We start from the raw sequence: 16,263 nt of genomic DNA on the forward strand, positions 1-16,263 counted from the left end.
CGCTATGCGGCCCCGTGCCCCTGGTCATCCGCCACGATCCGGCCGCGTTCGAGGCGGATGATCTGATCGGCGAGGCGGGTGGTGCGCGGACGGTGTGCGATGATGATGATGGTTTTGCGGCCGTGGAGAGCGCTGAGGGTCTCCGCGATGTGTTCTTCACTTTCGCTGTCGAGGTTGCTGGTGGCCTCGTCGAGGACCAGTACGGGGCGATCCAGATAGAGCGCGCGGGCGATGGCGAGCCGCTGGCGCTGTCCCCCGGAAAGATTGCCGCCATTACCCTTGATCAGCGTGTCCAGCCCGCCGGTCGTGGCCAGAAAATCCCAGGTGTGGGCCTGCCGCGCGGCAGCCTCGGCGCGTTGGCGGTCCGGTTGCGCGTCGGCGTAGGCGATATTGCTAAGAGCGCTGCCGGTGAAAAGTACAGGCTCCTGGGCGACAAAGGCGAAATAGCTGCGGTAATCGTCGGAAGGAAGTTCGCGAATGGATTGCCCCGCCACGGTGATGTCTCCCCCACTGGGCGGCAGAAGGCCAAGCATCACCCGCGCCAGACTGGTTTTTCCACCGCCGCTGGAACCGACGATGGCGGTCGTGCTCAACGGTGGTATGGTGAACTGGAGTCCGCGCAAAATCGCTTCACCACTCATCTGCAGTTGGAGGTCGTGGCACTGCCAGGTGCCCCAGGGGCGCGGGATGGCGGAACGGGTACCGGATTCTGCGGGCTGATCCAGCCAGGCGAAAAGGCGGTCTGCGGCCGAGAGTCCCTGCTGCAGTTGATTGTTGGCCGAGGAAAGCTGGCGCAGCGGCTCGTAGACCATCCCGAGCGCTGTCAGGAAGCTGAAAAAGGCCCCGGTCGTCATGTCGCCATTCACCACCTGACTGCCGCCCAGATAGATGATGACCCCGATGCCCAGCGCGGCGATCATTTCCATGATAGGGACGGTCGCCTTCTGGATACGGGCGATCTGCATCATCAGGTCGAAATAGCGCCGCGCCTGAACACCGAACCGTTGTGCCTCGAAGGCTTCACTGCCCTGACTTTTGATGACCTCGGCGCCGCGCAGGCTCTGGGAGAACTGATCCATGATCTGGCCCATCTGCTCCTGCTGGCGCTCGCCGCGCTGGCGCAATTTCTGCCCGAAACGAATCAGGGGATAAAACGCGATGGGCAGGGTGACCAAGCTGATGAGCGCCAGCTTCCAGCTCATGTAAAATACCACCGCCATCAGCGCGATGATCTGGAAGGTGGATAGAAAGAAGCGCGCCAGCACCGACAGCCCCTGCTGCAACAAGGTCAGGTCCAGGCTCATCCGGGACAGGGTGCTGCCGTGACTGTTATCGATCAGGACGCCGAGGGGCAGACGCAGGGTGTGGGCGAACAGACGTTCGCGCAGGCGGCGCAAAATGTCTTCTTCCACCCGGGCGAGGGTGATGGCCTGCAGGTAGTCGGCGCTCCCTTTGACCGCGTAGATCGCGATGACACCCAGGGGCAGCCAGATAAGCATGTCGGCGTTGCGGTCGATGAATATCCGGTCGAGGACCGGCTTGATCATGTAGGCCACTCCGCCGGTGGCCGCGCCCGAAATCACCATGAACAGCATGGCGACGGCGATGCGTCCCCGGTACGCGCGAACCAGACTGAGCAGGCGGTAAAAGCTGGGAGAACGGAGCGCGGCGCGGGCGCCAGCGTCACTCACTCTTCGAGCAGTCCCCGCTTATCCTTGACGTGCAGCCAGGCATCGGCATCTTCCGGTGCGGCTTTCTTCTGGATGATGGCCGGCCAGATCTTGGCAAGACGGGCGTTGATTTCTTCAAATTCTTTCTGACCATCCGGCATGTCGTCATCGCGGAAAATGGCGCCCGCAGGACATTCCGGTTCGCAGAGGGTGCAATCGATGCACTCATCGGGGTCGATGACCAGGAAATTCGGCCCTTCGCGGAAGCAGTCCACCGGGCAGACGTCTACACAGTCAGTATATTTGCACTTGATACAAGATTCAGTCACCACATAAGTCATGGGGGCGGAGCTCCTCACGGTTGAGTCTGATGGATTATAGCCGGATGTGCCGGCGGGTCGCGGGTCTATTCTAGCCTAAGGCGGCAGTGCTGCGCACTAGTTGGGGGCGGATTCGGGAAAGGCAGCCCAGCAGGAATGGCAGCCCCGGAGGTGGGTTGGAAAATAGATAAAATTAGACTAATATTACATGGCGTCGCAGGCTAAGGGCGTTTGGCAGGGTGCGAAAAACTTCTGCTATAGTGAAAATTCAGACTTTGTCCCGTCGTTTCAACAGAGGAGAAACCCAATGGCCGTATTAGTAGGAAAAGCTGCCCCCGATTTTGTAGCCCCCGCAGTCATGCCAGATAACAGCATCAACGAAAAGTTTCAGTTTTCTCAGCATATTAAGGGAAAGTATGCGGTTCTGTTCTTTTATCCCCTCGATTTTACCTTTGTCTGCCCCTCGGAAATTCTGGCGTTCAATCATCGCCTGAACGAGTTCAAGTCCCGCAATACCGAGGTCATCGCTTGCAGCGTGGACTCCCATTTCACCCATCTGGCCTGGAAGAACACGCCGGAAGAGAAGGGCGGTATCGGCCATATCCAGTTGCCCATGGTCGCCGACCTCTCCAAGAGCATCGCCCGCAATTACGATGTCCTGCTCAACGATGAGGTTGCCCTGCGCGGTTCCTTTTTGATCGACCGTGAAGGCATCGTGCGTCACGAGGTGGTCAATGACCTGCCCCTGGGCCGCAACATCGACGAAATGATCCGGATGGTGGACGCACTGCAATTCTCGGAAGAACACGGCGAAGTTTGTCCTGCCCAGTGGCAGAAGGGTAAAGCAGGCATGAAGCCGACCAGCGAAGGTGTCGCCGACTTCCTGGCGCATCACGGCAAAGAGCTCTGACTGCCGGTCACTGCTGAGATCCCCTGTCTGGACGGACGCGGGGATGTGCCGAAGTGAAAAGGGCCCGGACGCCAGTCGTCCGGGCTTTTTTCCGGGCTTCAGTGCAGGCCGTGTCCAGCCCCTTCCGCCGCTTCCGTCATCACCGCCCTTACCGCGTCGGGGAAATCCCCCTGCGCCATCTGCTGTGTTCCCTCCTGAAAGAAGCGGGGGGCATCGGCTGGCAAGTAGTGAATGATTGCTGCAAAAGCCTTGCGCATTTCCACAGGATCATGGGCGCGCGTCGCGGTAATCCCCCAGTTCAGCAGCAGGATGCGCCAGGGGCGGTGCGGGTCTGCGCCATCCAGATCGGCAGCGTAGTCTGCTGCAGCGGCTTCTTTCACCTCGCCCGTCAAGCGGGCGAGGGGCCGCAGTTCGGCGGGCTCGGCGTGACCGTTGGCCAGAATGGCCAGACCGTTGACCACCGGTTCCAAGGTGTGGATGAGGCCATGTTGGTTGCATACCCACGCGGCGATACTGACCGTGATCATTTCCAGGGCGGTTTTCGCCGGACGTTCACCCAGACGATCGGCCCAGGTGGCGAGGTCCATCAGCAAACCGATGGCGAGGTCACCGATGCGCTCCGCTTCGTCGTCGGGCAGGGTGGGATCCCAGGAGGCCACATCCGTTGTCAGCACCTTGAAAAGCTGGCGCAGGGCGTCCACGATTAGTGGCGGGGTGATCTGTTCTCCGGTGGCAATGCCGCTCGCCGCAAAGGCACCGAGAACGGGTTTGGCGTATTGTTCAAAGCGCTGTTGTGCGCCCGCTATGTCCAGGATGAGAGCCACTGCTGCCTCCGATATGCCCCGATGAAGTTGAGCATGGTATGCTAGCACGGAATGTCGCCGGGTTTTGCAAAGGGCGGCTCCCATTTTATCCAGGAACTTCCTCATGGCGCAGCAATATCCTGTTTCTCCGGTCGATTTGCATATGCACTCCATGGCCTCCGATGGCACCATGACGCCTGCTGACTTGGTGCAGCGGGTGCATGGGGCGGGAGTGCGTGTCATGGCACTGACGGACCATGACAACACGGCGGGGTTGGATGAGGCCGCGGTACAGGCTGAGACACTGGATATCCGGCTCATCCCCGGCGTGGAAATCTCCAGCGAATGGGAAACCCAGGGCATCCATATCGTGGGCCTTTTCGTTGATCCGAAAAACAGCGTCTTACAGGAAGGACTGAGCCGGATCATGGCGTTCCGCGACTGGCGCGCCATGGAGATCGACCGCTTGCTGGCAAATGCCGGTATTCCCGGCGCAGAAGCCGGAGCGCGGGCGATGGCGGGCAGCCGGATGGTGGGGCGCAGCCACTTCGGGCGCTGGCTGGTGCGCGAGGGGTGCTGTGCAGACGCGAACGAGGCCTTTGGCAAATATTTGGGGCGTGGTTGCAAGGCCTATGTACCCAGCAACTGGATTCCCATGACCGAGGTGGTCGGCTGGATCCATACAGCGGGCGGATATGCCGTTCTCGCCCACCCCGGTCGCTATAAGCTCAGTGGAACCAGATTGCGCGCTCTGCTCAGCGCATTTCGGGACGCGGGTGGCGTCGGTCTCGAGGTCTGTACCGGCAGTCAGGCAGCCGGTGATCGCGAGCATCTGGGGCGCCTGGCACAGCAGTTGGGCATGGCCGGTTCTGTGGGTTCCGACTTTCATGGTCCGGACGCCGGTCACGCGGCCATCGGCCATCTGCTACCCTTGCCCGACGGTGTGGAGCCAGTCTGGGAGCGCGCCGGTATTCACCTTTACTAACCGGCCAATCCTTCAGGGTTTTGTGGCGCTTCCGCGCATTTTCAACGGCGGGGCGCTGTGGTAGCTTTGCTCTCCATTGCGGATTCACATCAGGGGAAGATGGTGCAAAACAGTCAAAAGTCAACCAGCTACGCCAACTTGGGCACGTTCGTGTTGCTGCTGGTCTACGCTGGCGCCGCATACACCCTCAGCCCCTTCGCAGGTCCCCTGCTGATGGGGGCGGTGCTGACGACGGTGGGCTGGCCCTGGCAATTGCGTCTGGAGCGTGCCTTCCATATGCCGCGCTGGCTGGGCTCCCTTGTCCATGCCCTGGTGTGGGTGGCGATCATCATCATTCCCGCGGTCATCATTGTAGATTCGGTCCTGCCCCAGTTGGCACTGCTGATTTCCCGCTGGCAGTCGGGTGGTCCCCTTGTCGTCGTGCCGCCGGAGGTGATGAAAATTCCCTATGTGGGACACTGGTTGCTCAGCCACCTGCGCGGGCTGAACGGTGCCTACCTCTCCGCGCTGGTAAGCACACATTCCGGCATCATCACCGATTCTCTGAGCCAACTCTGGATATTCACCCTGCACACGTTTTTTGCCGCGCTGACGGTGTTTGCGCTGGCCCTCCATGGCGAACGTCTGACGGAGGCGTTGCGCCTTGGGGCCGGACAAATATGGGGCAGTGATCGCGGCGATCGTTTATTGGCCGCCAGTCGGGATGCGGCGCGCTCGGTGTTGATCGGCCTCATCGGTGTAGGTGTGGTAGAGGGCATGTTTATCGGCATTGCCTACGCTGTTGCCGGACTGGGTATGTGGCCCCTCTGGCTGGTTGCCACGGCGCTGATATCGCCTATCCCTTTCGGGGCGACGGCGGTAGTCGGCGCTGCCACCCTGTGGCTCGCTTTTACGGGGCATTGGTTTGCCGGTCTGCTCGTCCTGATCTGGGGGCTGATCGTGATTACCGCGGCGGACCTGGTGGTCCGCCCGCTGCTCACCGGTTCGCAGACGCAAGCCCCTTTCTTTCTGGTGTTCTTCAGCATCCTTGGCGGCGCCGAGGCGTTTGGTCTGATCGGCCTGATTATCGGACCCATTCTGGTGCTGCTGGCGCGTGGCGTGTGGCGCGCATGGGAGCGGCGCGTTCGCCTTCAGGAGTAGCTGGCCGATCTGGGTGATTAGGGAACTGTACAGGCTTCCCGTCTATCCAACCAATGGGTATTATCTTTGCAATGGATATCATTGCAATCACATCAGGAGCAGATCATGGATTACTCAATGTTGGATCAACAATACAATCAGTTGCAGCAACAGACCCAGAATAACCTGCAGGCCCTGCAGCAGGTGGCCGGACGGGTGAGCGCCATGGCGCCCGATAACATGACCGGGCGCGAGATCAGTATGGAATTGCGCGGTCTGGCCATGAATTTGCAGCAACAGCAGCAGAATGTAGGGATGATGCTGCAGCAGATGGCGCAGCATATTCAGCAACTGGAAATGCAGATGCAGGGGATGGGGCAGGGTGGAATGAACCCCAATATGGGACAGCAGCGTCCCTGGAATGCACCCATGCAGGGGCAGCCGGGTATGGGGAGCGGTTTCCTGGGTAATGTCATGACCGGTTTGGGGCTGGGTGCCGGCTTCGCGGTGGCGGACAATATCGTTGATGATATTTTCGACAGCTTCTAGGTCGAAATGTGGATCGCTCGTTTTGACGGTTTTCTGCAGATTGTGTCCTGCCCATGATGCTACCGTTGCCGGTCTATCTGGATCTGGAGTCGCGGGTTCTTGCCTGGGCTGCAGGCCAGGGGTGGCGGTTGCAGCGTACCGGCTCTTTGCGCCGGGATGAATGGCCGGTGCCGCGCCTGGAGTTTCTGCGCGAGGGGAGGTTGGCATTGGACGAGTGGGACGTCGCGTTGGCTGCCTGTCCTCTGTTCGCGAGGGCTGCCTCCGGGCAACGGGAGGCATGGAGTCATGAAGGCATCAGGGTGAAATTTTATCAGGCCCCGACCGAGTTTCTGGGGTTTGCGCAGATCGCCCATACCGGACCGGCCGGGTTTGTCGCTGCCTGTCGCCGCTTGCCCGGCTGGGATGAGGCACCGGCACCCGATGAGGTGACTGCATTTGCTCGCGTCGGACTGCCTTATATACCTCCCTCCCGGCGTCCTCTGGAGGGGCTCGCGATGTTGCCTGGAGCTGCGTGTGACTAAAGAATCCCTTTATGGTATCCATGCGGTCAGCGCGGCACTGGATGCAGAGGAATTGCTGGAACTCTGGGTTGCCGTCGAGCGGCGGGCTGATGAGCGCATTGCGCCTTTAGTGCAGAAGGCTGCAGAACAGCGTCTGCCGGTGCAGGAATGGCGGAGTGTGGCGCTCGGCCGGAAACTGAACACCGACCGGCACCAGGGCGTGGGCGGCTTGCTGCGCGCCTTTCCCGGACAAGATTTCGAGGCGATCCTCGCGCAACTGAACGGCTGTGGTTTTTTGTTGGTGCTGGATGGTGTGCTGGATCCCCATAATCTTGGGGCATGCCTGCGCAGTGCGGAGGCGGCGGGGGTCGACGCGGTGATTCTGCCCCGGGATAACGCCTGCCCGGTCAATGCTACCGTGCGCAAGGCGTCCGCCGGATCGGCGTCACGCGTTCCGGTCTGTACCGTGACCAATCTGTCGCGCACTCTGTCCTCGCTGCAGGAGGCGGGATTCTGGCTGGTCGGGATGGCGGGGGAGGGTTCCCGGAGCCTTTATGCGCTGGACCTCGACATGCCGCTAGTGATGGTGATGGGGGGTGAGGAGAAGGGCTTGCGCCGCCTTACCCGGGAGCATTGCGATTACTTGGCGCATATTCCCATGATGGGAGCCATCGAAAGCCTGAACGTGTCCGTAGCTACCGGGATCTGCCTCTTCGAGGCGGCCCGGCAGCGGCGGAATCTGTCCCCCGCGCGGCCTGTCGCGCAGGAAAAATCCGCTTGAACCCGCGGCAAGGCCATTCCTGATATGCTGGTAGATTCGCACTGTCATCTGGATTTCGAAGATTTTGACGCAGACCGATCTGAGATCCTGGCCCGTGCCCGGGCGGCGGGCGTGGGGGAAATGCTGATCGCCGCCGTCGTCGAGGCGCACTGGCCGCGGGTGCAGGCCCTTGCCGCCGGGCACGCCGGCGTATGGGCGGCAGTGGGAGTACACCCCAACGAACCGGCTGGGGCAACGCCGGAATGGGAGCGTCTGCTGGTCGCGCTGGCCGCCGATAAGGTGGTTGCCGTCGGGGAGACCGGCCTGGACTATTACCGCAGCGAAGGGGACTTGTCCTGGCAACGGGAACGGTTTGCCCAGCATATAGCGGCGGCCAAGGCCACAGGAAAGCCGTTGATCGTGCACACCCGTGCGGCGGCCGCAGACACCCTTGCCATGCTGCGCAGTGAAGATGCGGCGGCCGCCGGCGGCGTCATCCATTGCTTTACCGAAAACCGAGATTTTGCGCGGACGGCCCTGGATATGGGTTTTTATATCTCCTTTTCCGGCATCGTGACGTTCAGGAAGTCCGTCGAATTGCAGGCGGTGGCGAAGATGCTGCCGGCGGATCGCCTGCTGGTGGAGACGGATGCGCCTTATCTGGCTCCCGAGCCGCAGCGCGGCAGGCGCAACGAGCCGGCTTTCGTGGCCCATGTCGCGGCCTTTCTCGCAGCGTTGCGGGGCGAGGCGCCGGAGGCGGTCGCCACGCAGACCACCGCCAATTTCCACGCCCTGTTCAGACACGCGGTAGCGTCATGAAGGTGGTTTTCCTCGGTACGGGATCCAGTGCCGGAACCCCGGTGATTGCCTGCCACTGCCCGGTTTGTTGTAGCGACGACCCGCGCAATCACCGCCTGCGGGCCAGTATCCTGGTGCGGGATGAAGGCGTTGATCTGCTGGTGGATACCGGTCCTGACCTGCGTCAGCAGATGCTGCGTGCCGGCGTGCAGTCGCTGACGGCCGTGCTCTATACCCATTTTCACGCCGATCATATCAATGGGGTTGACGATCTGCGCGCCTTCAATTTTGCACAGGAGGTCGTGATCCCCTGCTATGCGGATGAGCGCACGGCAGCGGAGCTGGAGAGCCGTTTCCGCTATTGTTTTCTGCCGCCGGATCCGGCCTGGGCGAAACCTTCCCTGTCCATGCACCGGATCGTATCGCCGCAGACCTTTGGCGGGGTTCGGGTGACGCCCATACCCGTGCTGCACGGTGATCTACCCATACTCGGGTACCGTTTCAATGATGTGGCGTATCTGACGGATCTGAAAACGATTCCAGACGCCAGCCTAGAGCTGCTGCGGGGTTTGAAAGTGTTGGTCCTGGATTGTCTGCGTTATGAATATCACCCCACCCATCTGCATGTCGAAGAGGCCCGGTACTGGGCGCGCCGGATTGGCGCGGAACGGACCATTCTTACTCACATGACCCATGACGTGGATTACGCGACATTGGCGGCGGAGTTGCCGGAGGGCGTCATTCCCGCCAGTGATGGTATGGTCCTGGACCTTTAGCATCGGCATCTGCAGGACCGGCGCGTGCAAAGAGGTACCCAGAAAAGGTTTGACATCATCCGCATGAATCCATATATTACGCCGCATCGGGGCCATAGCTCAGCTGGGAGAGCGCTTGAATGGCATTCAAGAGGTCGGCGGTTCGATCCCGCCTGGCTCCACCAAACAAATCAACTGGTTACAGTGCGTTTGGCTTCCTCGACCAAGTGTGGTTGTGACAATTTTGTACCATACGCCGGCTGCAGGTTTTGACCCGCGTTCTGCGCATACTGGGCGAGGTGTTCCGGTGATAGGTGAGCGTACTTGCGCACCATCTCCGATGAGTGCCACCCTCCGAGATCCTGCAAGGTGTTGAGCGGAGTTCCAGCCTGGATATGCCAACTCGCCCAGGTATGGCGAAGATCATGCCACCGGAAGTTTTCGATCCCTGCCCGTTCCAGGGCTTTTTTCCATGCCTTCGTATTCACTTGTGTGACCCGTTTCCCACAATAAGTAAAAACATAAATGGGATGATTTCCGATTTGCGCCCGAAGAATGGATATCGCAACATCATCCAGAGGTACCGTGATTGGCTTTCTAGCCTTGGCTTGATCGGCGTGTATCCAGGCGATTTTTCGCCCGAGATCCAACTGAGACCATTCCAGTCCGGTGACATTTGATCTGCGGAGACCTGTCGCCAGGGAAAACGCCGCCATATCCCGTAAATGTGGTGGTAACTCGTTAAGAAGCAGAACCGCCTGCTCTGGGGTTAACCATCGCACTCTTTGTGTTGGCGTTGGGTAAGGACGCAAAAGTGGTGGATAATCCAGCCATCCCCACTCCACGGCGGCGCGAAGCATGGAACGGATCAGCGCCATATAATGATTTGCGGTGGACGCTGATGTCTGTGTCTTTTTGATTTGGAGAACGGTCATTATGCGATCCCGATTGAGGTCACGAAGGGGTACACCTCGAAAGTGATCCTGTAGCCACGCCAGAAAAATTTCATCCGTCACCAAGCTCGCCTTGTGAGCCTTTTCATCCAGCCACCGTACTCCGGCATCATCCCACGTATATGCTGGTCTGTCCCCTAATTGGACCTGCCGCCAGGCCTGGGCCTTGAGGCTATCGTGGAGTTCTTCTGCCTGTGCCTTTTCCGTTGTTCCAGCCGAGCGTCTAATGCGCTGCCCGTTGGGTGTAGTGAAGCTAATCCACCAAGTTTTACCACGTTTGTAGAGCATTTTGCCTCCGTGTTTCCGCGTGAAGGCGCCGCTTGCCGATTCTGAGGATATAGGGATCGGAAGTAGGCGACAAGGTCATCCTCCAGAAACGCCCAGCACCTGCCAGGTTTAGCTGCAGGGATAGTCCCCTTCTTCGCCCTTCGGCGCACCTCTTCCTTGCTGAGGTTGAGGAATTTTGCGGCATCATCCAGGTCCAGGGTTCTGGCCATGGCGTTCTCCTTTCCGATCTCTACGACATCCGTGCAAAACATGGCATTGCGGCGCCAGGGTACAAGCATCCGCCGGAACAATTTGTGCCGGCATCGCCGCATTGGACCTTTACCTTGGTCAGCCTGGTGGTGACGGTCACCGGATCCGCATCCCATTTGCCCGGGCAGGGCGCATCCACGCCACCGAAAGAGTACGTGCGTTCCTGACTATCGACAGCAAGAATATGGTGTGGAGTAACCGACTGAACGGTGAGCGGTATCACCTCACGCGCTCCAAAATCATATAGCACGCGGTCACCGGGTTGGAGATTGAACTGTACCAGCGTGTCGCGCTCATGGACCCCGGTTGCTTCGTAGTCATAGCCGTTCCGGTGCAGCAACGGCCGGTAACGATGGCTGGCAGTATAGCGGTAATCGCGGTTGTCGAAGGCGGTGCGTGACATTGGACAGTACCCATCGGTGGTGACGATGGTTAAAGTATAGCGCCACTAAACATTATGGTCAAGCAGGGCATTACATCGTTTCATGGGCTGGTGAGAAGGATTTTCTTGCGGCAAGGCCGAAGATTTTGATAGGGATAAAAGGCTGGATTCACCATGGAGTAATCAACGTCGTGGGCGCTGTGTGAGTGTCGCCATGTGCAGCCTGTGTCTGTGCTTCGTGAAGTCCGTTGGCGCGACAGTTCGGCGTGGAGCGGGGCAGAGTATGATGCTTTCCGTTCCACCCCCGTAGCAACTAAAGCGTTATGCAACAGGATGTTGGGTGTTTCGGATTATAAACGATGGCACACTTTATTAGAGAAACGTTAAATCGTCGAACCGTTTTTGATTGGCGATATCAATGTCACACTAAACTCAATAACCTCACCAATAATGGCGATGTGCTCCATATCCGTTGCGGACACTTGCACATCTGGATAAGCTGGATTGTTGGAACGAATAATAATACCGCTATCCGGGCGCTTAAATAGAGCCTTTACTTGTATTTCTTCGCCTGACCTTAGAACGTATATTTTTCCGTTTTGTATGTTGGTTCGGCTTTTGTCAACAGTGATCCACGCTCCGTTTTTGATGTACGGCTCCATTGAGTCACCATAAACCCTGACTCTAAACAGATACTTACTGTCAAGGCCGTATTTTTGAAGCCAAGATCTGGCGTATCGAAATTTACGCTCCTCTTGTATTGTTTCGCATACAATTCTGCTGCCCGCACCAACCTGTAAATTCAAGGCGGGGATTTCTACCTCACCATCACCTAAACCTTCTTCGTCTTGATATTCTGAAACACTCAGACTACCTTCCGGCTTCTGTGGTTTGTGCGCTGCGGATTCGCGTCCACTCCATAGCCACTCAATGGGTACACCAGACAATTCGGCTAGGCGGAAAAGGTTTTCCCTCGAGGGAACGGTTCTGGTGGCAATATTTCCAGAAACCCATTGTGATATAGATCCACGAGAAATCCCCAGCTTTTCGGCCAAGGCATTCTGTGTAAACCCGGATTGCTTGATGGCAAACTTGATTCTTTCATGTAGTTCCATACCTAAAAGTTTAGCTGATCTATACGTGCTGTCAGCCGGGCGGCGCTTGACATAGTGTTTAGCACGGCTGTACTCTGTCGATATGGATACGAAACTCATCATCAAATCCTTGGGCGGTCCTACCGCCGTGGCGAGACTGATCGGCATCACAAAAGGTGCGGTCTCGCAGTGGAAGGCTATCCCAGTCGATAAGGCTATCCTTATAGAGCGCGCCACCCACGGGTCAATTACCCGGCAAGAGCTTCGCCCAGATATCTTTCTTCCACACGTCTCAGACGGTGACACCTCGTGAGCCTACTCTCCAGGTTGCAGGACGAAAAGGCACGCAAGGCCGCGCAGAAAATCTTACAGAAAATGCAAGTTCCTGGATGCCAAACTGCGTTGGCCAAGGCCCTTGGCGTATCCGAGGCGACCGTATCCCGAGCGAAGAACCAATGCCTGGAGAACGGCATTGCGCTGGTTTACTCCTCCAAACACAAGATCGTCCACGAAGACGCTGTTTGCGTCAACCGCCACGCGCTGGATTTCATGCGGGCGATCACCGTCCTGGTGCTGAGCAGCGACGAGATGTGGACCATCATTTGCGAGGATCTGGAATGATGCAGGCCCTGCGCGATATCAGCTCCTTGACACCCCCGTCCGCCTGGGGCTACGCTGATTCCGTCACTGGGGTTCCAGTGATCGGGTTTGAGAGCCCGAAACAATCAGGCGGACAGCCGCCATTCCCTTACGGGAGTCGGCATTTTTTATGTCCGTGGTCCGGCGTTGCTCCTATGGGCGGGCCGGACGGGGAGCCGAAAGGCTCGCCGGTGCCTGGTTGCCGGTCTCTCAACCCGTTCGGTTCCGTCCACCCTTGTGAGAGGGGGTTGGCGGGAAATAGACCGCAAACCAGGAGTTTGACCATGGACACCCATACCCCCGGCGCGTCCGCGCCTGTGCAGGCTGCAAAGTCCGCTGTCTTTCAATTCCACTCCACCGAAGTCCGCACCGTAGATCGTGACGGTCAGGTGTGGTTTGCTGGCGATGTTGCCAAGGCGCTGAACTATGCTGATGCCGTGCAGATGACCCGGGTTCTCGATGAGGACGAAAAGGGTCTGCACACTATGCAGACCCTTGGCGGCAACCAGCAGGTTGTTGTTCTCTCCGAATCGGGCCTCTATCACGCCCTGCTCAAATCTCGCAAACCAGAGGCTCGCCCTTTCAGGCGATGGGTCACTGCTGAAGTCTTGCCCGCCATTCGTCGTAATGGCACTTCTTCAGTCGCGGCCGCGCAGATCCCCGATGCATTACAGAAAACCAGGTATCTGCTCACGGTCTATGCGGATGGCCGCTCCCAGATCACGCCACTTCCACAGGATGCGGCCGTGCTGTCAGCCAAGAACAAAATCAGCATGTCCACGCTCATGCGCGAATTCATACCCAGCGAGATATTGCCGGACCTGATGCACATCGGACTCGACCGTCTGGCCAGGATGGCGGAACAAGGCAGAAATGTCCCCGTCTGCGCCACCCCCGTCGATAAGGAAGTCGAGCCATGAGCCCTGGATTCCGTTGTTCCTGCCTGTTCCGTTTACGAATGGGTATGGGGTCGCGAAGGGAAGCCGCCCCAGGTGGGGTGCAGGCCTCGCCAGTTCCATGCCCTGAACCGTCCACTTCTATGCCAGGAAACGGAGGCATCCGGATTGCGTCCCCCTTCACGCAATCATTCCTGGCACCCTACATACGAAGGGTTGAGGGGGTAGATTTATGCCGATTCGTTTGATCAGGGACGGCATTTTAACCAGCGAACCAGTATGTTCGCTTTCTTGGCCTTCGGAGGTTCTTTACCGGCGGCTTATGTCTGTTGTAGATGATTATGGCAGATTTCATGCCAATCCAAGGTTGGTTCGTGCGGCTTGTTACCCGCTGCAGATCGATAAAGTTTCCGACGCGGACATTGGGAAGTGGCTCACCGAGTGTGTGACAGCGGCCCTTGTAAGTGTGTACCCGGCATCGGACGGGAAGCGTTACTTGCAGATCGAGAAGTTCGGGCAACAGATTCGTTCCAAAAGTAAGTTCCCGGAGCCAGACGGGGACGTTCCGCTAACATCTGTTAGCAATTGCGAACAACAGAAAACAGTTGATTCCAATTGTGCGCAGATGGAAGCAGATGTTGTCGAGGTCGGGCAGCATCAAAACTCGCCTGATGACAGTTGCAAGCATGTGGAAACGGGTGCCTCACATTGTGATCAGCACGCCGAGCCAGTTAAGAGCGACTCTAAATTAGATGGCGCTAACATTCCGGCTAAGAACGACTCTAAATTAGAACTGTCTGATATGCTGGAAAATCATGGTGTTATCACTTGCAACGCATCTGATAACAATTGCAAACAATTGTCGGCAACTGCTCACTTAGGCGTATGCGTATTCGGAGTCGAAGACGAAGGCGGAGACGGATGCGATATGCGTGCGCAAGCCCACGCGCACCCGCCCGCGCGCGAGGACGGTGACGCCCCGCCTGACGGCGGCGCGGATCGCGTGGTTTCAGCCGCTCGTTTCGGCGAATTCTACGCCGTGTATCCGAAAAAGGCGGCCAGAGCGGAAGCCCTCAAGGCCTGGAAAGCCAAAAAACTGGACCGCCTGGCGGATGTGATCATCGCCGACGTGAAGCGCCGCCAGGTCGAGCACCGTCCCTGGCTGGAGGGATTTACCCCCAATCCGGCGACCTACCTCCGGGGAGAACGCTGGACCGACGAGATCGAACCCGTCCGCAAAGCTCCAGCTTCAGCTTCAGCTTCGGCGGTGTCCCTGTCGGACGACATCGCCCAGACCCTGCACAGTTTGCCGAGCCTGCAGGGGCTGGAGCACCTGTCGAAACACGGCAGGGATACCGCCTTGGCCGCTCAGGAATGGATCCGGATGCGCAGGGCTCGCAATGGGGGTGACCTGTGATCGACCAGGACCTTGAGGGGTTTTCGCAAATCATGACCGGCCTGGGGGAAATCTACCGGCTCTCGATTTCGGCTTCGATGATCGAAATTTACTTCCGGGCTTTGCGCCGCTACGACCTGGCGGCGGTGGATGACGCCATTCAGCGCCATTTGCTCAACCCGGACAACGGCCAGTTCATGCCGAAGCCTGCGGACATCGCGCGAATGCTGGACGGCGGCAGCAAAGACACGGCGGCGCTGGCGTGGAGCCGTTTCGACCAAGCCCTGCGGCACATCGGCACGTATCGGGATATTCGCTTCGACGACCCGATCACCATGCGGGTCGTGCAGGACATGGGCGGCTGGATCGCTTTTGGCGAGAAAACCGAAGACGAATGGCCCTTCGTCGCCAACGATTTCAAGGCACGCTACGCCAGTTACCGGTCCCGGTCGGCGCCGTTCGACTTCCCGGCGTTGTTGCGTGGCCGGGTGAACGGCGAAAACGGATCCCAGGGATTCGCGCTGGAGCCCCCCGTGGATTTTGGCGATCCGGACCGGTGCCGGCTGGTCGAGCAGCGCGGGTCCGATTCGGCGCAAGACGGAGATATCCGCCGCGCGCTGGATGGGGCAACGGCGCGATTGGGGATCGTTGGCCTACCCAAGCCCTCTGCCGGGGTGCAACCCCCTGCCGATGATGCGCGACCTCCGTTGCCCCGGGTGAGTGCAAACCCGGAGCCGGTCCATGCGGGGTGACGCCATGTTTCTCGACCGATGGGCGCCGGATGGGGCGTTTTCGAGCGACGAAATGGAACGGCTTTGGGACGAGGCCTGCGCCTTGCCTGGAGACCGTTTCGAAAACTGGTATCGGCTGAAACCGCCAAGCGGCGGACAACGACAAGCCACCCCAAAACAGCAACAAACCGCACAGGAGTTCGCAAAATGAGCAAAACGAGCACAAGCCGCAAGCCGATGTATCGCATCTACGGGATCACCGCCGACGGGAACGAAACCCTGCGCGGCCGGTTTTCCACCTTGCCACGGGCCAACAAGGCGCTGGACGACCTGGATTTTGCCTTGTTCACGCTGCGGGACGCCGGAGTTGGGAGCGCGTTCATCGCCTATCAGATTCGCGGACCTGAAGGATTGGGGGTCTGAAGTGTCGATCAAAAAGCCTCGGCAAGGCCCCAAATTTCGCCCA

At 58.8% G+C, this 16,263-nt stretch carries 22 protein-coding genes and 1 tRNA gene; 16 read left to right on the plus strand and 7 right to left on the minus strand.

Annotated features, from left to right (window positions below):
- Nucleotides 1-2: 2 nt before the first annotated feature.
- Entirely contained in the window at nt 3-1,691 is a 1,689-nt protein-coding gene (locus tag AFE_RS04605) for an ABC transporter ATP-binding protein (RefSeq protein WP_012536481.1), read from the minus strand.
- Nucleotides 1,688-2,011, minus strand: coding sequence for a ferredoxin FdxA (gene fdxA, locus AFE_RS04610; RefSeq protein WP_012536482.1), 324 nt, complete (start codon nt 2,009-2,011; stop codon nt 1,688-1,690). The genes AFE_RS04605 and fdxA overlap by 4 nt, the downstream gene beginning before the upstream one ends.
- 286 nt (nt 2,012-2,297) lie before the next feature.
- Between fdxA and AFE_RS04615 the strand changes: the two genes are divergently transcribed.
- On the plus strand, nt 2,298-2,900 hold the full coding sequence (locus AFE_RS04615; protein ID WP_012536483.1) for a peroxiredoxin: 603 nt from the start codon (nt 2,298-2,300) through the stop codon (nt 2,898-2,900).
- Between the two features lie 98 nt (nt 2,901-2,998).
- On the opposite strand, the gene AFE_RS04620 is transcribed toward AFE_RS04615, so the two are convergent.
- Nucleotides 2,999-3,724 carry a hypothetical protein gene (locus AFE_RS04620; RefSeq protein ID WP_012536484.1) on the minus strand — a complete coding sequence of 242 codons (726 nt, stop codon included), beginning with the start codon at nt 3,722-3,724 and terminating at the stop codon, nt 2,999-3,001.
- A 103-nt stretch (nt 3,725-3,827) separates the two neighbouring features.
- Between AFE_RS04620 and AFE_RS04625 the strand changes: the two genes are divergently transcribed.
- The 8 genes from AFE_RS04625 (at nt 3,828) to AFE_RS04660 (ending at nt 9,354) form a co-directional block, all read left to right on the plus strand.
- Nucleotides 3,828-4,688 (plus strand): PHP domain-containing protein, encoded by an 861-nt coding sequence (locus tag AFE_RS04625; RefSeq protein ID WP_009564598.1) that lies wholly within the window; start codon nt 3,828-3,830, stop codon nt 4,686-4,688.
- Between the two features lie 99 nt (nt 4,689-4,787).
- Nucleotides 4,788-5,828: an AI-2E family transporter gene (locus AFE_RS04630; RefSeq protein WP_012536485.1), complete on the plus strand. Its 1,041-nt coding sequence runs from the start codon at nt 4,788-4,790 to the stop codon at nt 5,826-5,828.
- Nucleotides 5,829-5,933: 105 nt separating this feature from the next.
- Complete coding sequence (locus AFE_RS04635) at nt 5,934-6,356, plus strand: hypothetical protein (RefSeq protein WP_012536486.1); 423 nt, start codon at nt 5,934-5,936, stop codon at nt 6,354-6,356.
- A 53-nt stretch (nt 6,357-6,409) separates the two neighbouring features.
- Nucleotides 6,410-6,877 carry a hypothetical protein gene (locus AFE_RS04640; protein WP_012536487.1) on the plus strand — a complete coding sequence of 156 codons (468 nt, stop codon included), beginning with the start codon at nt 6,410-6,412 and terminating at the stop codon, nt 6,875-6,877.
- Entirely contained in the window at nt 6,870-7,637 is a 768-nt protein-coding gene (rlmB, locus tag AFE_RS04645) for a 23S rRNA (guanosine(2251)-2'-O)-methyltransferase RlmB (protein WP_012536488.1), read from the plus strand. Before AFE_RS04640 ends, rlmB begins: the two co-directional genes overlap by 8 nt.
- Before the next feature lie 24 nt (nt 7,638-7,661).
- The gene (locus tag AFE_RS04650) at nt 7,662-8,435 is read left to right on the plus strand and encodes a TatD family hydrolase (RefSeq protein ID WP_009561865.1); all 774 of its coding nucleotides are present in this window, start codon (nt 7,662-7,664) and stop codon (nt 8,433-8,435) included.
- Nucleotides 8,432-9,190 (plus strand): MBL fold metallo-hydrolase, encoded by a 759-nt coding sequence (locus AFE_RS04655; RefSeq protein WP_012536489.1) that lies wholly within the window; start codon nt 8,432-8,434, stop codon nt 9,188-9,190. The genes AFE_RS04650 and AFE_RS04655 overlap by 4 nt, the downstream gene beginning before the upstream one ends.
- A gap of 88 nt (nt 9,191-9,278) precedes the next feature.
- A tRNA-Ala gene (locus AFE_RS04660) sits at nt 9,279-9,354 on the plus strand.
- A gap of 6 nt (nt 9,355-9,360) precedes the next feature.
- On the opposite strand, the gene AFE_RS04665 is transcribed toward AFE_RS04660, so the two are convergent.
- The 4 genes from AFE_RS04665 to AFE_RS15225 all read right to left on the minus strand — a co-directional run bounded on the left by AFE_RS04665 (nt 9,361) and on the right by AFE_RS15225 (nt 12,258).
- Nucleotides 9,361-10,350, minus strand: a complete 990-nt coding sequence (locus AFE_RS04665) for a tyrosine-type recombinase/integrase (RefSeq protein ID WP_374058766.1) — start codon at nt 10,348-10,350, stop codon at nt 9,361-9,363.
- Nucleotides 10,260-10,721, minus strand: a complete 462-nt coding sequence (locus AFE_RS17050) for a helix-turn-helix domain-containing protein (protein ID WP_407918983.1) — start codon at nt 10,719-10,721, stop codon at nt 10,260-10,262. The genes AFE_RS04665 and AFE_RS17050 overlap by 91 nt, the downstream gene beginning before the upstream one ends.
- Nucleotides 10,640-11,062 carry a hypothetical protein gene (locus AFE_RS04670; protein ID WP_012606708.1) on the minus strand — a complete coding sequence of 141 codons (423 nt, stop codon included), beginning with the start codon at nt 11,060-11,062 and terminating at the stop codon, nt 10,640-10,642. The genes AFE_RS17050 and AFE_RS04670 overlap by 82 nt, the downstream gene beginning before the upstream one ends.
- A gap of 362 nt (nt 11,063-11,424) precedes the next feature.
- A complete protein-coding gene (locus AFE_RS15225) occupies nt 11,425-12,258 on the minus strand; it encodes an XRE family transcriptional regulator (RefSeq protein ID WP_158303815.1) in 834 nt (277 codons plus the stop codon).
- On the opposite strand from AFE_RS15225, the gene AFE_RS17055 reads away from it, so the two are divergent.
- From AFE_RS17055 to AFE_RS04705, 7 genes are all read left to right on the plus strand, one after another.
- Nucleotides 12,239-12,448 carry a Cro/CI family transcriptional regulator gene (locus tag AFE_RS17055; protein ID WP_012606710.1) on the plus strand — a complete coding sequence of 70 codons (210 nt, stop codon included), beginning with the start codon at nt 12,239-12,241 and terminating at the stop codon, nt 12,446-12,448. The two genes, AFE_RS15225 and AFE_RS17055, sit on opposite strands and share 20 nt — an antisense overlap.
- On the plus strand, nt 12,445-12,756 hold the full coding sequence (locus tag AFE_RS15970) for a hypothetical protein (RefSeq protein WP_041645360.1): 312 nt from the start codon (nt 12,445-12,447) through the stop codon (nt 12,754-12,756). The genes AFE_RS17055 and AFE_RS15970 overlap by 4 nt, the downstream gene beginning before the upstream one ends.
- A 302-nt stretch (nt 12,757-13,058) precedes the next feature.
- A complete protein-coding gene (locus AFE_RS15975; RefSeq protein ID WP_012606711.1) occupies nt 13,059-13,694 on the plus strand; it encodes a BRO-N domain-containing protein in 636 nt (211 codons plus the stop codon).
- A gap of 208 nt (nt 13,695-13,902) precedes the next feature.
- The gene (locus tag AFE_RS15980; protein ID WP_012606712.1) at nt 13,903-15,087 is read left to right on the plus strand and encodes a hypothetical protein; all 1,185 of its coding nucleotides are present in this window, start codon (nt 13,903-13,905) and stop codon (nt 15,085-15,087) included.
- Nucleotides 15,084-15,818 carry a DUF6475 domain-containing protein gene (locus tag AFE_RS04695; protein WP_049759407.1) on the plus strand — a complete coding sequence of 245 codons (735 nt, stop codon included), beginning with the start codon at nt 15,084-15,086 and terminating at the stop codon, nt 15,816-15,818. The genes AFE_RS15980 and AFE_RS04695 overlap by 4 nt, the downstream gene beginning before the upstream one ends.
- Entirely contained in the window at nt 15,808-16,008 is a 201-nt protein-coding gene (locus AFE_RS04700; RefSeq protein ID WP_012606714.1) for a hypothetical protein, read from the plus strand. The genes AFE_RS04695 and AFE_RS04700 overlap by 11 nt, the downstream gene beginning before the upstream one ends.
- Nucleotides 16,005-16,220: a hypothetical protein gene (locus AFE_RS04705; RefSeq protein WP_012606715.1), complete on the plus strand. Its 216-nt coding sequence runs from the start codon at nt 16,005-16,007 to the stop codon at nt 16,218-16,220. Before AFE_RS04700 ends, AFE_RS04705 begins: the two co-directional genes overlap by 4 nt.
- The last annotated feature ends 43 nt before the right edge of the window (nt 16,221-16,263 follow it).

It is taken from the genome of Acidithiobacillus ferrooxidans ATCC 23270 (assembly GCF_000021485.1).
Taxonomy (GTDB): domain Bacteria; phylum Pseudomonadota; class Gammaproteobacteria; order Acidithiobacillales; family Acidithiobacillaceae; genus Acidithiobacillus; species Acidithiobacillus ferrooxidans.

Coding starts and splice junctions, on each gene's coding strand:
- AFE_RS15975 (WP_012606711.1), top strand. CDS start 13,059: ATGGACACCCATACCCCCGGCGCGTCCGCGCCTGTGCAGGCTGCAAAG.
- fdxA (WP_012536482.1), bottom strand. CDS start 2,011: ATGACTTATGTGGTGACTGAATCTTGTATCAAGTGCAAATATACTGAC.
- AFE_RS04700 (WP_012606714.1), top strand. CDS start 15,808: ATGCGGGGTGACGCCATGTTTCTCGACCGATGGGCGCCGGATGGGGCG.
- AFE_RS04655 (WP_012536489.1), top strand. CDS start 8,432: ATGAAGGTGGTTTTCCTCGGTACGGGATCCAGTGCCGGAACCCCGGTG.
- AFE_RS15225 (WP_158303815.1), bottom strand. CDS start 12,258: ATGATGAGTTTCGTATCCATATCGACAGAGTACAGCCGTGCTAAACAC.
- AFE_RS15980 (WP_012606712.1), top strand. CDS start 13,903: ATGCCGATTCGTTTGATCAGGGACGGCATTTTAACCAGCGAACCAGTA.
- AFE_RS04650 (WP_009561865.1), top strand. CDS start 7,662: ATGCTGGTAGATTCGCACTGTCATCTGGATTTCGAAGATTTTGACGCA.
- AFE_RS17050 (WP_407918983.1), bottom strand. CDS start 10,721: ATGCGGCGATGCCGGCACAAATTGTTCCGGCGGATGCTTGTACCCTGG.
- AFE_RS04705 (WP_012606715.1), top strand. CDS start 16,005: ATGAGCAAAACGAGCACAAGCCGCAAGCCGATGTATCGCATCTACGGG.
- AFE_RS17055 (WP_012606710.1), top strand. CDS start 12,239: ATGGATACGAAACTCATCATCAAATCCTTGGGCGGTCCTACCGCCGTG.
- AFE_RS04670 (WP_012606708.1), bottom strand. CDS start 11,062: ATGTCACGCACCGCCTTCGACAACCGCGATTACCGCTATACTGCCAGC.
- AFE_RS04625 (WP_009564598.1), top strand. CDS start 3,828: ATGGCGCAGCAATATCCTGTTTCTCCGGTCGATTTGCATATGCACTCC.
- AFE_RS04630 (WP_012536485.1), top strand. CDS start 4,788: ATGGTGCAAAACAGTCAAAAGTCAACCAGCTACGCCAACTTGGGCACG.
- AFE_RS04635 (WP_012536486.1), top strand. CDS start 5,934: ATGGATTACTCAATGTTGGATCAACAATACAATCAGTTGCAGCAACAG.
- AFE_RS04615 (WP_012536483.1), top strand. CDS start 2,298: ATGGCCGTATTAGTAGGAAAAGCTGCCCCCGATTTTGTAGCCCCCGCA.
- AFE_RS04640 (WP_012536487.1), top strand. CDS start 6,410: ATGATGCTACCGTTGCCGGTCTATCTGGATCTGGAGTCGCGGGTTCTT.